The organism is Staphylococcus sp. acrmy, assembly GCF_022690565.1.
Lineage (GTDB): Bacteria > Bacillota > Bacilli > Staphylococcales > Staphylococcaceae > Staphylococcus > Staphylococcus caledonicus.
Window position 1 is genome coordinate 23,142 of the sequence record NZ_JALCVE010000014.1, and the last position, 13,964, is coordinate 37,105.

General features: G+C 29.1%; 16 protein-coding genes and 1 pseudogene. 11 read left to right on the forward strand and 6 right to left on the reverse strand.

Features of this window, described 5'->3' with window-relative positions:
• Positions 1 to 14 precede the first annotated feature (14 nt).
• Together FH144_RS12130 and FH144_RS11375 are read right to left on the reverse strand one after the other, a co-directional pair.
• Complete coding sequence (locus FH144_RS12130) at positions 15 to 428, reverse strand: NINE protein (protein WP_000448282.1); 414 nt, start codon at positions 426 to 428, stop codon at positions 15 to 17.
• Positions 429 to 701: 273 nt separating this feature from the next.
• A pseudogene (locus FH144_RS11375) lies at positions 702 to 935 on the reverse strand (MobA/MobL family protein); the annotation flags it as partial.
• 58 nt (positions 936 to 993) lie between these two features.
• On the opposite strand from FH144_RS11375, the gene FH144_RS11380 reads away from it, so the two are divergent.
• The 3 genes from FH144_RS11380 (at position 994) to FH144_RS11390 (ending at position 3,394) form a co-directional block, all read left to right on the forward strand.
• Entirely contained in the window at positions 994 to 1,668 is a 675-nt protein-coding gene (locus tag FH144_RS11380; protein ID WP_058586762.1) for an IS6-like element IS257 family transposase, read from the forward strand.
• 23 nt (positions 1,669 to 1,691) lie between these two features.
• A complete protein-coding gene (locus FH144_RS11385; RefSeq protein ID WP_002449932.1) occupies positions 1,692 to 2,090 on the forward strand; it encodes a hypothetical protein in 399 nt (132 codons plus the stop codon).
• Between the two features lie 362 nt (positions 2,091 to 2,452).
• Positions 2,453 to 3,394, forward strand: a complete 942-nt coding sequence (locus FH144_RS11390; RefSeq protein ID WP_001831389.1) for a cation diffusion facilitator family transporter — start codon at positions 2,453 to 2,455, stop codon at positions 3,392 to 3,394.
• 40 nt (positions 3,395 to 3,434) lie between these two features.
• On the opposite strand, the gene FH144_RS11395 is transcribed toward FH144_RS11390, so the two are convergent.
• Entirely contained in the window at positions 3,435 to 3,710 is a 276-nt protein-coding gene (locus FH144_RS11395) for a glutaredoxin family protein (protein ID WP_001831374.1), read from the reverse strand.
• Positions 3,711 to 3,884: 174 nt separating this feature from the next.
• Here FH144_RS11395 and FH144_RS11400 point away from each other — a divergent pair, with 174 nt between their 5' ends.
• The 7 genes from FH144_RS11400 to FH144_RS11430 all read left to right on the forward strand — a co-directional run bounded on the left by FH144_RS11400 (position 3,885) and on the right by FH144_RS11430 (position 9,872).
• Positions 3,885 to 4,160 (forward strand): metal-sensing transcriptional repressor, encoded by a 276-nt coding sequence (locus FH144_RS11400; RefSeq protein WP_001831396.1) that lies wholly within the window; start codon positions 3,885 to 3,887, stop codon positions 4,158 to 4,160.
• 14 nt (positions 4,161 to 4,174) lie between these two features.
• A complete protein-coding gene (locus FH144_RS11405; RefSeq protein ID WP_001832797.1) occupies positions 4,175 to 6,562 on the forward strand; it encodes a heavy metal translocating P-type ATPase in 2,388 nt (795 codons plus the stop codon).
• Positions 6,563 to 6,595: 33 nt separating this feature from the next.
• A complete protein-coding gene (gene copZ, locus FH144_RS11410) occupies positions 6,596 to 6,805 on the forward strand; it encodes a copper chaperone CopZ (protein WP_001831373.1) in 210 nt (69 codons plus the stop codon).
• A gap of 63 nt (positions 6,806 to 6,868) precedes the next feature.
• Complete coding sequence (locus tag FH144_RS11415; RefSeq protein ID WP_001831384.1) at positions 6,869 to 7,525, forward strand: hypothetical protein; 657 nt, start codon at positions 6,869 to 6,871, stop codon at positions 7,523 to 7,525.
• A gap of 192 nt (positions 7,526 to 7,717) precedes the next feature.
• Entirely contained in the window at positions 7,718 to 8,245 is a 528-nt protein-coding gene (locus FH144_RS11420; RefSeq protein WP_001831394.1) for a GNAT family N-acetyltransferase, read from the forward strand.
• Between the two features lie 159 nt (positions 8,246 to 8,404).
• The gene (locus FH144_RS11425; RefSeq protein WP_002505093.1) at positions 8,405 to 9,100 is read left to right on the forward strand and encodes an ABC transporter ATP-binding protein; all 696 of its coding nucleotides are present in this window, start codon (positions 8,405 to 8,407) and stop codon (positions 9,098 to 9,100) included.
• 1 nt (position 9,101) lies between these two features.
• Entirely contained in the window at positions 9,102 to 9,872 is a 771-nt protein-coding gene (locus tag FH144_RS11430) for an ABC transporter permease (RefSeq protein ID WP_002505092.1), read from the forward strand.
• A 139-nt stretch (positions 9,873 to 10,011) separates the two neighbouring features.
• On the opposite strand, the gene FH144_RS11435 is transcribed toward FH144_RS11430, so the two are convergent.
• Entirely contained in the window at positions 10,012 to 10,791 is a 780-nt protein-coding gene (locus FH144_RS11435; RefSeq protein WP_002505091.1) for a hypothetical protein, read from the reverse strand.
• 158 nt (positions 10,792 to 10,949) lie between these two features.
• The gene (locus tag FH144_RS11440) at positions 10,950 to 11,051 is read right to left on the reverse strand and encodes a type I toxin-antitoxin system Fst family toxin (protein WP_000228874.1); all 102 of its coding nucleotides are present in this window, start codon (positions 11,049 to 11,051) and stop codon (positions 10,950 to 10,952) included.
• 295 nt (positions 11,052 to 11,346) lie between these two features.
• Here FH144_RS11440 and FH144_RS11445 point away from each other — a divergent pair, with 295 nt between their 5' ends.
• A complete protein-coding gene (locus FH144_RS11445) occupies positions 11,347 to 12,309 on the forward strand; it encodes an ATP-binding protein (protein WP_002489619.1) in 963 nt (320 codons plus the stop codon).
• A gap of 168 nt (positions 12,310 to 12,477) precedes the next feature.
• On the opposite strand, the gene FH144_RS11450 is transcribed toward FH144_RS11445, so the two are convergent.
• The gene (locus FH144_RS11450; RefSeq protein WP_002489624.1) at positions 12,478 to 12,630 is read right to left on the reverse strand and encodes a hypothetical protein; all 153 of its coding nucleotides are present in this window, start codon (positions 12,628 to 12,630) and stop codon (positions 12,478 to 12,480) included.
• Positions 12,631 to 13,964 lie beyond the last annotated feature (1,334 nt).

Sequence of the window (13,964 nt, forward strand, 5' to 3'; positions counted from 1 at the left end):
TTTTTATTTTTGGTTTAATTTATTTCTATATTGTTTTCACTATCGCTCGGACGCATAAGTGTTAAAACACCTTCTACCATACCTATCACACCCGGTATTCCCGTCCAACAAAATAGTAAATAAAGAAGAGCATTTTTATTTTTCTTAACATAAAACTTATGAGCCCCGAAACCTCCTAGAAAAAATGCTAATGCAGAGTAAACATATTTATTAACTTGCATGATTTCCACTCCTTTAATTAATTGATTTAGAGAAACATTAAATAATTTAGTGATTTCTAAAATTGTTTTTAAGTCGGGATTACTTACTTCTCTTTCCCAATTAGAAATAGAATGTCTCGATACCCCTAACTTTTCAGCTAATTTTTCTTGAGACATGTTTTTACTTTTTCTTAACTTTTGTATTTGATGTCCAATTTTTGTTTCCAAATTATTTTTCTCCCTAACTTTAAGATATATTTAAACTCAATTTTTTCTATCGATATTTATGAACATTAGTATTTTTTATGCTGAAATATGTGAACAATCGCATAATATCAAGGTTTTTCTATAATTATACACGTTTTAAAATACATTGTGATAATACATAGAATGTACCTTATCTAAGTATATAAATGTTTTCTTTAAACCAAAGCTAATTTACCACATTGGGTTAAGTTTCTTATTATTAAAGAATGAACTTTGTATGATTTCAACTGCTTACTATCTTCTCATTTGGTTATTTCTCTCTTGTTTCTTCTTCTTTTTCTGATGATTAATATTGTTTTGCTTTTCAGTTTCGTTCGCATAGTACATAAGAAAGTCACTAGCATTTATCGTTGGTAAATTAATGTGATTAGTTTGTTCATTTTCATGTTCAATACGATTGTCATGATCATTTCTATCTACTTGATTAATATGTTTTTCGATAACTTCTTCTTGATCGACATGATTATATTGGTTCTGTTGCAAAGTTGAATTTATAGTATAATTTTAACAAAAAGGAGTCTTCTGTATGAACTATTTCAGATATAAACAATTTAACAAGGATGTTATCACTGTAGCCGTTGGCTACTATCTAAGATATGCATTGAGTTATCGTGATATATCTGAAATATTAAGGGAACGTGGTGTAAACGTTCATCATTCAACGGTCTACCGTTGGGTTCAAGAATATGCCCCAATTTTATATCAAATTTGGAAGAAAAAGCATAAAAAAGCTTATTACAAATGGCGTATTGATGAGACGTACATCAAAATAAAAGGAAAATGGAGCTATTTATATCGTGCCATTGATGCAGAGGGACATACATTAGATATTTGGTTGCGTAAGCAACGAGATAATCATTCAGCATATGCGTTTATCAAACGTCTCATTAAACAATTTGGTAAACCTCAAAAGGTAATTACAGATCAGGCACCTTCAACGAAGGTAGCAATGGCTAAAGTAATTAAAGCTTTTAAACTTAAACCTGACTGTCATCGTACATCGAAATATCTGAATAACCTCATTGAGCAAGATCACCGTCATATTAAAGTAAGAAAGACAAAGTATCAAAGTATCAATACAGCAAAGAATACTTTAAAAGGTATTGAATGTATTTACGCTCTATATAAAAAGAACCGCAGGTCTCTTCAGATCTACGGATTTTCGCCATGCCACGAAATTAGCATCATGCTAGCAAGTTAAGCGAACACTGACATGATAAATTAGTGGTTAGCTATATTTTTTACTTTGCAACAGAACCTGATAATACAATAGATTATCTAAAAACAATTTTAAATAAAAAAACGACAAAAGAATCGACAAAATTTGATGAAAAATCGACAAACAAAACAGAATCATTAAATAACCAATATAGCAGTTATATCGATAAATACATAGAGCATTTAGAATCAGAAATTCGACAAAAGAATCGACAAATTGACGATTTAACAATTGCATTAAAACAAGAACAATCTTTGAATTTAAATAGCCAAAATATATTAAGTAATACCAAAAAAATAGAAACTGATAATATAGATTCAAAAGAAGATATCATTACTCCAAAAGCATCAAAAAAAAATGAACAAAAACAATCTATCTTTTCTAAACTATTCAAAAAAAAATAATGTATTCACGCCTAAAGGCGTGAATACATTATTTTCTCTAAAAAGAAATTATCACTTGTTAATTATAATATAGTTAATATTTAGCAAGTGAAGTGTGGTTTATCATATGCAAAAATCCCACTACTGTCCAAAGCAAAGTAGGGTTTTTATTTAATATACAAAATACAAAGCATTTCTATATTGACAAAGGATAAAAATCATACTAACTTATGAATATATGCTCATATATTCATAAGTTAGTATGATTTTCTTCGAGTAACAAAACATTAATTGAAATTTTATATTTTTTAACTCTATAGTTATAAAAACAAAAATTCAAATTATAGAAAATATTTTTCATCATTAAAAAGAGGAGGGATTAAATGGAAAACGATCACAATCATAATCATACACATGGCGCGAACAAAAAGACTTTATTAATTAGTTTTATTATTATTACAAGTTACATGATTGTAGAAGGGTTAGGTGGTTTCTTTACTAACAGTCTTGCGTTAATTTCAGATGCTGGTCATATGTTAAGTGATTCTATTTCTTTAGGTATTGCTTTAATTGCATTTACTTTAGGAGCGAAGCAAGCTAATACAAATAAAACTTTTGGCTACAAAAGGTTTGAAATACTAGCAGCTGTACTTAATGGTATTACTTTGATGTTAATAGCTATCTATATTTTTTATGAAGCTATTGAGAGATTTAAAAACCCCCCTGAGGTAGCTTCTACAGGCATGTTAATTATCGCCTTGGTAGGCTTGTTTATTAATATTATTGTGGCTTGGATAATGCTGCGCGGGAGCGATGTAGAAGAAAACTTAAATATGCGTGGAGCATATTTGCATGTAATAAGCGACATGCTTGGATCTATAGGTGCAGTTATAGCAGCCCTTCTCATTATATTTTTTAGATGGGGGTGGGCGGATCCTTTAGCAAGTGTGATTGTAGCAATTTTAGTACTACGTAGCGGCTTTTATGTAACAAAATCAAGTCTTCATGTATTAATGGAGGGAGCACCAAGCAATATAAATACAAAAGACATTATTAAAACTATTAAAAAATTCAAAGAAGTTAAAAATATTCATGACTTTCATGTTTGGTCAGTAACTAGCGGATTAAACGCGTTATCTTGTCATATTGTTGTAGAAGATACAATGACCATTACTGAAAATGAGTTTTTACTTAAACGTATAGAACATGAACTCAATCATCAAAATATTCAACATGTCACAATACAGACTGAAACTTCTAACAATAATCATAGTGAAAAATTGTTTTGTATCGTGAAAGAAGAAGACAGTCAACATCATCATTAAATAAACAGCCATTATTTTTTAATAATGGCTGTTTATTTAATTATTCCAATATATTTAATATATCTTTTTTGTTATTTTCAAATCCCACGTAATATTTAAACAACTTTTTTTTACCCCAAAAAATTTTTTTATAAAAAACAAATAAGGGAACAATTCGGTTGCCTGATATTTTTTTCATTTCTTCTTCTAAGTCCAAATTTTGACTTACATCTTTATGACTATAACTAATCTCTTGAGAGTTTAAATACCTTTTTGATTCTTGGCAATCAGAGCATGTAGGTCTTGTGTAAAGCTCAAGTTGTATATTTTTATCCAAATATATCTCTCCTAATATAAGTTTTAGCATACATTTTATACAAGTGTACCTCTTAAAACAAACTATAAATATTAATTTTTTATATGAAACTTTTGTATTGACTTATACCTACTAGGGGTATAATATAGATTCCAACAAGAGATACCCCGTTAGGGTATATGAGGAGGGGTGAAATTGAACACTACTACTGTTAAAAACAATGACGCATTGCTCAATAGACTCAAAAGATTAGAAGGACAAATGCGCGGTTTACAATCAATGATAGCAGAAGATAGATATTGTATAGATGTACTAGTACAAATAACAGCAATACAATCAGCCCTAAAACAAGTGGGTTTTATAGTAACTGAAGACCATATATCTAATTGTGTAAGTGAAGGTATTAAAAATGGCAACGGAGAAGAAAGTATCAAAGAATTGATGGTTGTATTAAAACAATTTTCAAAATAGGAGGAAAGAAATAATTGAGTGAAAATATTAAAAAAACCTCATTAGGTATCACAGGCATGACATGTGCAGCTTGCTCGAATAAAGTAGAAAAAAATCTAAATAAATTAGATGAAGTTAACGCTAATGTAAATCCTTCTACAGAGAAAGCTACAATTGAATATAACCCCAATGTTACATCATTAGAAGATATTGCAAATACAATTCAAAAAACAGGTTATGGAGTTTTAACCGAAAAAGTGGATCTCGATGTAATGGGAATGACGTGTGCAGCTTGTTCGAATAAAATCGAAAAAGTTTTAAATCGAATCTCAGGTGTAAATAAGGCTACAGTTAATTTAACCACAGAAAGTGCTACTGTAGAATACAACCCTGATATGACGTCTGTAGATGAATTTCAACAACGTATTAAAAACCTAGGGTATGAGGCACAACCTAAAAAAGAAGCATCAGAAAAAAGTTCCCAAAAAGAAAAACAATTAAAACGACAGTTAATTAAATTAGTTGTTTCAGCTGTTTTAGCAGCTCCATTGTTAATGACAATGTTCGTTCATTTATTTGGTATTCAAATACCACATATATTTATGAACCCGTGGTTCCAATTTGTATTAGCAACGCCTGTTCAATTTGTTATTGGTTGGCAATTTTATGTAGGCGCTTATAAAAACCTTCGTAATGGGTCAGCAAATATGGATGTTCTTGTCGCTTTAGGTACAAGCGCAGCCTTCTTTTATAGTATTTATGAATCGATTAAGTGGTTAATTAATACAAATTATGAGCCACACCTATATTTTGAAACAAGTGCTGTATTAATTACTTTAATTCTTTTCGGAAAGTATTTAGAAGCACGTGCTAAAACACAAACAACAAATGCGTTAAGTAAATTGTTGAATTTACAAGCTAAAGAAGCACGTATATTACGCAACGGTGAAGAGACTATGGTTCCTTTAAGTGAGGTAAAAGAAGGAGACTATTTAGTTATCAAACCAGGAGAAAAAATACCAGTAGATGGCAAAATAATTAAAGGTATGACTTCAATTGACGAGTCAATGTTGACAGGTGAATCTATTCCTGTTGAAAAAATGCAAAATGATAATGTTATAGGATCAACAATGAATAAAAATGGAGCAATTACTGTTGAAGCAACAAAAGTTGGTAAAGATACAGCTCTTGCCTCCATTGTTAAAGTTGTCGAAGAAGCGCAAGGTTCTAAAGCGCCAATACAAAGACTAGCAGATATTATTTCTGGATATTTTGTACCTATCGTTGTAGGTATCGCGATTTTCACATTTATTATATGGATTTCATTAGTTCAGCCGGGACAATTTGAACCAGCCTTAGTTGCTGCAATAGCAGTATTAGTTATCGCTTGTCCTTGTGCGTTAGGCTTAGCTACGCCTACTTCTATAATGGTGGGTACCGGAAAAGCTGCTGAAAATGGCATTCTATTTAAAGGTGGAGAACACATTGAAGGTACACACGCTATTAATACAGTTGTTTTAGATAAAACTGGCACTATAACAAATGGCACACCTGAAGTCACTGATTTTAGTGGAGATGATCAAACATTACAATTGTTAGCTAGTGCAGAAAAAGGTTCTGAACACCCACTAGCTGAAGCTATCGTAAGTTATGCTAAAGAAAAATCATTAGAATTTTTAGAAGTAGACCATTTTGAAGCTATACCAGGGCGCGGTATAAATGCAACAATTGATGGTAAAGAACTTTTTGTCGGAAATCGAAAACTAATGAGTGAAAAAGGAATCCAAACTAATGAAGCTGAAACAAATCTCGCTCAATTTGAAAAAGAAGGAAAAACTGCAATGCTTATAAGCGTAGATAACGAATTGAGAGGGGTTGTCGCTGTAGCTGATACAGTTAAAGATACTGCCCAACAAGCTATTCAAAAACTTCATGAATTAGGTATTGAAGTTGCTATGTTAACTGGTGATAACAAACGTACCGCACAAGCAATAGCAAAACAAGTTGGTATAGACACGATTATTGCAGAGGTTTTACCAGAAGAAAAAGCTTCTAAAGTAGCAGAAATTCAATCTGAAGGTAAAAAAGTAGCTATGGTTGGAGATGGTGTCAATGATGCTCCAGCACTAGTTAAAGCAGATATTGGTATTGCCATTGGTACAGGTACAGAAGTTGCAATCGAAGCTGCTGATATAACTATTTTAGGAGGAGACCTTTTATTAATTCCAAAAGCAATAAAAGCAAGTAAATCTACAATTCGTAATATTCGCCAAAATCTATTTTGGGCGTTTGGTTACAATGTTGCAGGTATCCCTATAGCAGCAATTGGTCTGCTAGCACCTTGGGTTGCGGGAGCAGCAATGGCTTTAAGTTCTGTAAGTGTTGTCACAAACGCTTTACGTCTAAAACGTATGAAATTATAAGAATCTTATATTTCTTGAAAGGAGGTGACAACATTGACTAACGAAGTTATTAATGTAGAAGGTATGAGCTGTGACCATTGCAAGCATTCAATTGAAAAAGCATTAAATGGATTAGATGGTGTAACATCTTCAGAAGTAAGCTTGGCGAATGGGAATGTGGAAGTTGAATTTGATGAAAATCAAGTAGCTTTCAACGACTTTAAAGAAGCTATTGAAGATCAAGGTTACGATGTAATTAAATAATTTAAATAGTTGGGCATATCGTTTAATGATATGCCCTTATTAAAAATTAAGGAGGATAAAAATATGAATCATAATCATGAATATCATTCAAACAAACCCGAAATTAAAGCAAATGTTGTATATAGAGATGGTAATATAGAAATTACGTTAGAAGATGAATTTAATAATGCCCCATTATTAGATACTATGCATGAAAAAGAAATGCATTTCGTTTTAGTATCTAATGACATGGAGAAATATTACCACCTACACCCTCAAAAAAAGCATGAAGGTTTATTTATAATTAACCAACAATTAGAGCCAGGAACTTACCAGGCTTTTGTTGATGTTACACCAAAAAACCATGTGTATTCCGTTCATCCTATTGAACTGCAAATTGGAGATAAAATAACCTCTACAACATCTTTAAATTCTGATAAAAATTGGGTAAAAGTTAACAAAGGAGTTCATGTAACTTTAAATTCTATAAGTGCTAAAGAAGATGAACATGTCCCTTTAACTTTCAATACAGAATTAACTCCCCAACCTTATTTAGGAGCTTTAGGACATGTGATTATATTTGATGAGCAATTAACTGATTATATTCATGTTCACCCAGAATCACCTGATTCTACAACCTTTTATGCTCATTTTCCTAAAAAAGGGATGTATAAAATTTGGGCAGAATTTAAATTTAATGATGAAGTGCATAGATTTACTTATAATATTAAAGTTGCATAAATCTATTAGCAAAAGCTTAAAAATCAGTAAATTGTAAAGAGTTATTTAGATAATACAAAACGCTTTATAAAAAATCGAAAATTTAAGATAGAAAGTTGATGAAGAAAGTATCAAAAAATTGTAGTGGTTGTTTATATTGCAACATTCACTGAATTTTTATAGTTAATAACCTATTATTTAAGGAGTAATTTATTGATTAAGTTTGAATATTTTGAGGAGAAAGATTTTGATTTATTAATAAACTGGATAAACTCTCCTGAACTTTTAGTCAAATGGGCAGGTACAGATTTTAATTATCCCCTAGATGAAGAACAATTAAAGGAATATATTAAAGACACAAATAAAGAAAATTCTAGTAAAATAATTTATAAAGTTATCATTGAAGAAAATAATTCAAAAAAAATTATAGGTCATATTGCTTTAAATAATATAGATTTTAAAAATTGTTCCGCCACGTTAAGTAAAGTTTTAGTAGGTGATCCGCAAATGCGTGGCCAAGGATTAGGCCCTAAAATAATAAAGAAATTATTGAAAAAGGCTTTTGAAGATTTGGGACTACACAGAATTGAATTAGGTGTTTTTGCCTTTAATAAATCAGCTATTAAAAGTTACAAAAAGATTGGATTTATAAAAGAAGGAGAAAAAAGAGACTTTAGAAAATTAAATGGAGAATATTATAATTTATGGCAAATGAGTATGTTAGAAAGCGAATGGTCTTGAATAATTTTAAACAAAAATAGTCCTCTTATTTTAATAAGAGGACTATTTTTGTTTATTTAGAGCGTGCCCATAATATACATCTTTTAACTAAATTATCTTTTATGGTAAATTAAGTTTAGATTTATAATATATATAAATAATTAAAAAGGAGATAATTGTATGGATGTTTTAACAGTAGAACATTTAACAAAAAAGATAGGTAATAAGACTATTCTTGAAGATATTTCTTTAAATCTAAAGCGAGGACAGATTATTGGTCTTGTGGGTGCAAATGGTGCAGGAAAAACATCTTTAATGAAAGTCATATTAGGTTATTCAAGCTATCAAGATGGGACATTTAGAATCATTGAAAATAAGAATAAAAAAAGTAATGTTGGTGCATTGATTGAAAATCCTGGAATATATCCTTTCATGTCAGGATATGACAATTTAAAACTATTAAATGAAACAAAAAATACTCACGATATTGATACAATTGTCTCTCAACTTGATATGGATGATTATATACATAACAAAGCAAAAACATATTCTCTTGGTATGAAACAAAAATTAGGTATTGCAATAGCTTTTTTAAATCAACCGCAGTTAATTATTTTAGATGAACCTATGAATGGTTTAGATCCTAAAGCTGTGAGAGATGTGAGAGAGCTTATTGTAAAAAAAGCACAAGAAGGAATTACTTTTTTAATTTCTAGTCATATTTTAAGTGAATTAGTAAAAATTACAAATTCTATCCTTATCATTAACAAAGGTAAACTCGTTACTGAAACTACAGAAGAAGAATTAAGTCAATATGAAGATAACGATTTAGAAAATGTATTATTAAATATCATTGATAAGGAGGAACAATCATAAAATGGGAACTTTAATTAAACAAGAATGTTTTAAATTATGTAAAAAGAAATCAACATTTATTATACCAATTATCATTATATTATTAATGGTTATTCAAGCTATAATCTCGAAAAAATACGATGATATTTTTTCTCCGCAATCGTCTATTGAATCAGCTTTTAGCGGATTTTCATGGTTTATCTTTTTATTAATTATTCAAGCTAGCACCATTATTTCAATGGAATTTTATCATGGTACAATTAAAAACCTTCTCTATCGTAAATATACAAGAACAAATATTATTATCAGTAAAATTATTACATTAGTAATTTTTTCATTACTGTATTTTATTATTAGCATTATTGTAGGAATTATTTTATGGTCTATTTTCTTCAATGATATTAATCTCCTTGAAAGTAAGGGAGATGAGTTATCGTTGTTAAGTAAAATGTTATTAACTGGGTTAGGTACATATGTCGGAACTTGGTTAGTTTTAAGTGTCACTTTATTAATTTCATGTGCAATGAAAAGTCCTGGTGTTTCTATTGCTGTTGGTATTGTATTTTATTTTGCCACTTCAATTTTGTCAGGTATATTAACAATTGTTATAGATAAATGGGAATGGTTAAAATGGAACCCTATCAATATGATGAATATTATGATTCAAATTGTAGATAAAAGCATGAAAAAATTCACAAAATTAGAACTGCATGAATTATTTATTGGTAATATTGTTTATATTATTATTTGCTTAATTCTAGTAGTATTTGTCTTTAAAAAGAAAAATGTCTAATCTAACTCAACACACTTTATAATTTTGCATTTCTCTACTATCTAGCGTTATAATACAGTTAATAAGAATTCTAGTATGGATACACCAATCCTCTCACTATTTTCGTAGTGAGGGGATTTTTTAGGTGTACTTAAATTTGTCATTTATTTAAATTTCTATATTCTTCTTCTGTATAAAAATTAATTGCAAGTTGTTTTAAATTTTCTAATTTCTGAAATTTGTCATACAGACCTTCGATTTTAAGCTTATTTTCTTTTAGTTTATATGTTAGAATTCTGTATTCCTTTTGACTATCATATTGACTAGTTTTATAAAAACTAGCATTTATAAAGTCTTTAACTATAAGTTTTTCGCCACTTTCTATTTTATAGAATAAAGGGTGTTTATCCTCGAAATATTTAACAATGGCTGCTTTAAAATATGTATCCTTCTCCGAAAATGTTCTGACCAATTTATTTATGAAATTTTTTAAATGAATAGTTACGTATATATTTCTATTATCAATTATACCATTCATTTTTCGTACAAATTCTTGATTTAACCTATACTTACCATCATCACACTCAACTAAATCTTTCAGCCTTATTATTGAGAAACAACAGATCTTAAACTCTTTAACAATATCTGAAGTATTTTTCAAAGTTACCTCTTTTACATTTACTTTGTGAATTTTGGAATTAGGAACTTCTAAATTTCTGATATACATCTCTACTTCATCATTCGGTGCATATTTATTTCCTAGTTTGTTTGAAATAACTCCTTCTAATTTATCCCCTATTTCATCATGTTCAATCTCATGAAATCTCTGAAGATTATTGAAGTATAAATTGTCATTTTCAAAATCTTCTGCGTAATTTGGATGTACGAATTTTAATATAGCAATAACTGCTTCTTCATTTTCGTTTTTAACAATACTCATTTTCAGATTCTATCCCCTTTATATTTCATAATTTCAATTTTGCATTCCTCTACTAACCAGTGTTATAATTTAGATAACAAGAGCTTCGTGCATTATATGCACCAACCCCCTCACTATTGCGAGTAGTGAGGGGGTTTTTAGGTGTTGGCTAATATCGCCTATTTTTTCTTATTGTTACGTGTACGTAGCCAATGCGTAAATAAAGCAACAATACAACCACTGATGACTGTGGTCGTGATGTGAACAAGAGCTTCGACCATCTGATATGCACCTCCTCTCTGCGTCTAAATTGACGCCTGAGAGATAGGCGACCTGTATATTATATCATCTGTACTAGATGAGTTACATATAACTTCCGATAAGTCGTTTTATGTCTAAATAAACATTAAAAAGTAACAATAACAAACTTGATTTTAGTAAAATATAAATAACCTCAAATTTTTTAAATCATTCAAGTTAATGTACAAGTGTCTATCCCTATTAAAAAAAGAACGTTATTTCTATATAGTATCAAGACAAGAAGAAACTCGCTTAAAATTCAAGGAGAAAATAATCATGACTATTGAAAATGAAATCAAAGAAATTTTAAAAGAACTACCAAACGAAAATAGCAGATTAGACTACAAACAAATAGAGTATACAAAAGAAAAAAAAGACGAATTTATTAAAGATATCCTTGCTATGTTAAATAGCATAGATTCTTATAACGAAAATAAATTTATAATCTTTGGAGTAAGTGATGATAAAAAAATAATAGGATTAAAAAAAGAAATGTTCGACGATGGACATTATCAAAATATTATTGACGTATATGTCAAACCGAGACCAAAAATAGAAACCGGTCAAATAGAATATAACGATAAAAAAGTAGGATACATAGCTATAAACTCTAATAATTTAGAAACACCTTACGAATTAAAAAAAGAACTAAAAATAAAAAAATCATCTTTATTCGAGGGTCTATCCTTTATAAGAAAAGGTAGTACTAATACTCCTATACTCCAAGAAGAAAGAGAAAGACTAATACTAAAAAAAACCGAAAAAAATCCAAATAACAAAAACTTATTCACAGCGTTAAATCAAAAAGATCATGCAAGCAAAGAATTATACTACAAAGATAAGAGCGAAAGAGGAACTAAAAAAGTAGACCCTTCGAATAACAACGGAGAGTTTACAATTGGAGAACTATCATACGAATTCAAAATGAGATTGCAAGTTGCTTCTAACGAAATAGCAAGAATTATGGAAGCAGGTACAATAAAAATAGCTAGAATAAAAAATTACAAAGACAACGATATTTATTATGAATTACAAGAAAATTTAAAAAACCCTGAAAATATAATAAAAAGACTAGATACTAGTAGCTGGATTAGAGATTTCACTATAAAAGATTTAGCAATATTAATAAATAATCACGGTAGAATAGCAGAAATAATTTTCAAAGAAATAAAATCAGAAAGTCATGGAAGCGAAAGAAACCTAATAGAAATCGAATGGAATATCCCAGAAATCAACTAAGATTTATTTATTCCAATTGCTTTATTGACGTTGAGCCTCGAACCCTTAACAATCCCAAAACTTGTCGAATAATCGGTTTAATAGCTCACGCTATGCTGACATTCGTCTACAAGTTTAGTTAAGGGTTCTTCTCAACGCACAATAAATTTCTTCAGTATAAATGCGTGTCTAATTTCCATTTTTATCTAACTTTCTACCAAGTAAAAGTCCAATAACCACTCCTAAAAATGCCCCTAAAGGACCTGCAAAAACAAAAAGAATAGATGCCAAAATCATAGGTTGTGAAAAAGTATTTGAATTATTTTTTAAAAAATCAATCATCAAAAACTCTTCTTTTTAATAAAAATTATCATAGGAGTTATCAAATTTTAAATACCCTATTTACAATTTTAAAATACTTTTTAAAGTGTTTAGGTGTTCTTTATACATTTTTAATTTAAAGACTCATAAAACGCAAATGTGAACTAAATTTAAAAATCGAATATGATTTTGACTTACAAAACTGCTTTGAGCTATTTCTATATGGTAGTAAATCAAAACATTATATTTATAATTTTGGAATAAAAGAGCTACGAAAAATTCAAGAATTGAAATCAATTTCAAGTTACTTGTGATAAATATACTCATCAATATTTCTTCAAAAGTATCTTCTATATGTCGTTCATTTTTATGATTTTAGATATTTACGGAATCATAAAAAGTCAAAAAATAATATTTTGGAGTATGAGCATTCAATGAATCTTATTACGTATTTTATCGTTTTTTATAAATTTTTAAATTAATAAAAAGCTAAAATAAGTTTCATTTCGAATCACTTTTTAATCAAATTGAGCATAGAAAAGTACAGAAATTGTTTTATTCTTTCCTTTTTTCTTTGAACTTAAAAACAAATAATGTGATCAATATTGAATTCGATATTGATCAAAAGGTATTTCATCAAATTCAAAAAGTAAAACAAATGAATGAATTGCTTAGATTACTTTTGAGTGATTTTATTTTCGATATTAATACTAAAAGTAGGAGTCTTAAGAGTCTTTGGTTGAAAAAATTAAGACTCTTAAGAGTCTCGACGACGACTGAAGCCTATGAAATCAACAAAAAAAGGAGTCTTCAGACAATTCAAAATGGTCTTGTAACAATTGTAAAGAGTCTGTAATAAAGTATCATATTACACCCTCTAATTCAATGTATAAGAATGCTTATAATCACCTTTATATAAAGCTTTTAAGCTATTTATGGTGAACAATTGAGTAGAACGAATAAAAGGTAAATCTTTCAGCTATGCTGAATACCACCGAAGGTGGTACTAGATTTCCTTATGCTCATGTCAAATACTCTTTAAAAAGACTCCCATGTTTGTAATATTTCCAAAAACAAAACGTGCTTTAAGACAAAAGTGGCTATTTTCTTGTTCACTTTTTACTTTAAGTGCTTATTTTTATTTTCAAGATAACCATTGTTAGTAAAATGATTGAAGATAAAAAAAGAGAAAACTAAGTAAAAATATTTACTTAGTTTGGGATAGAAAAAATTCAAATTTAAAATTATATTCGATCCATGTCTTGAACATTAACGACTTACTTTTTGTTTATGATGTATATCAATTGAATCTGAATTTTGATTTTTTGGAATAATAAATTCAACCTTTTCTTTCC

Bases quoted from the DNA above. Each gene is read 5' to 3' on its own strand.
- FH144_RS11450 (WP_002489624.1), bottom strand. From the start codon at position 12,630: ATGATTGATTTTTTAAAAAATAATTCAAATACTTTTTCACAACCTATG.
- FH144_RS11390 (WP_001831389.1), top strand. From the start codon at position 2,453: ATGGAAAACGATCACAATCATAATCATACACATGGCGCGAACAAAAAG.
- FH144_RS11425 (WP_002505093.1), top strand. From the start codon at position 8,405: ATGGATGTTTTAACAGTAGAACATTTAACAAAAAAGATAGGTAATAAG.
- FH144_RS11380 (WP_058586762.1), top strand. From the start codon at position 994: ATGAACTATTTCAGATATAAACAATTTAACAAGGATGTTATCACTGTA.
- FH144_RS11445 (WP_002489619.1), top strand. From the start codon at position 11,347: ATGACTATTGAAAATGAAATCAAAGAAATTTTAAAAGAACTACCAAAC.
- FH144_RS11435 (WP_002505091.1), bottom strand. From the start codon at position 10,791: ATGAGTATTGTTAAAAACGAAAATGAAGAAGCAGTTATTGCTATATTA.
- FH144_RS11430 (WP_002505092.1), top strand. From the start codon at position 9,102: ATGGGAACTTTAATTAAACAAGAATGTTTTAAATTATGTAAAAAGAAA.
- FH144_RS11440 (WP_000228874.1), bottom strand. From the start codon at position 11,051: ATGGTCGAAGCTCTTGTTCACATCACGACCACAGTCATCAGTGGTTGT.
- FH144_RS11415 (WP_001831384.1), top strand. From the start codon at position 6,869: ATGAATCATAATCATGAATATCATTCAAACAAACCCGAAATTAAAGCA.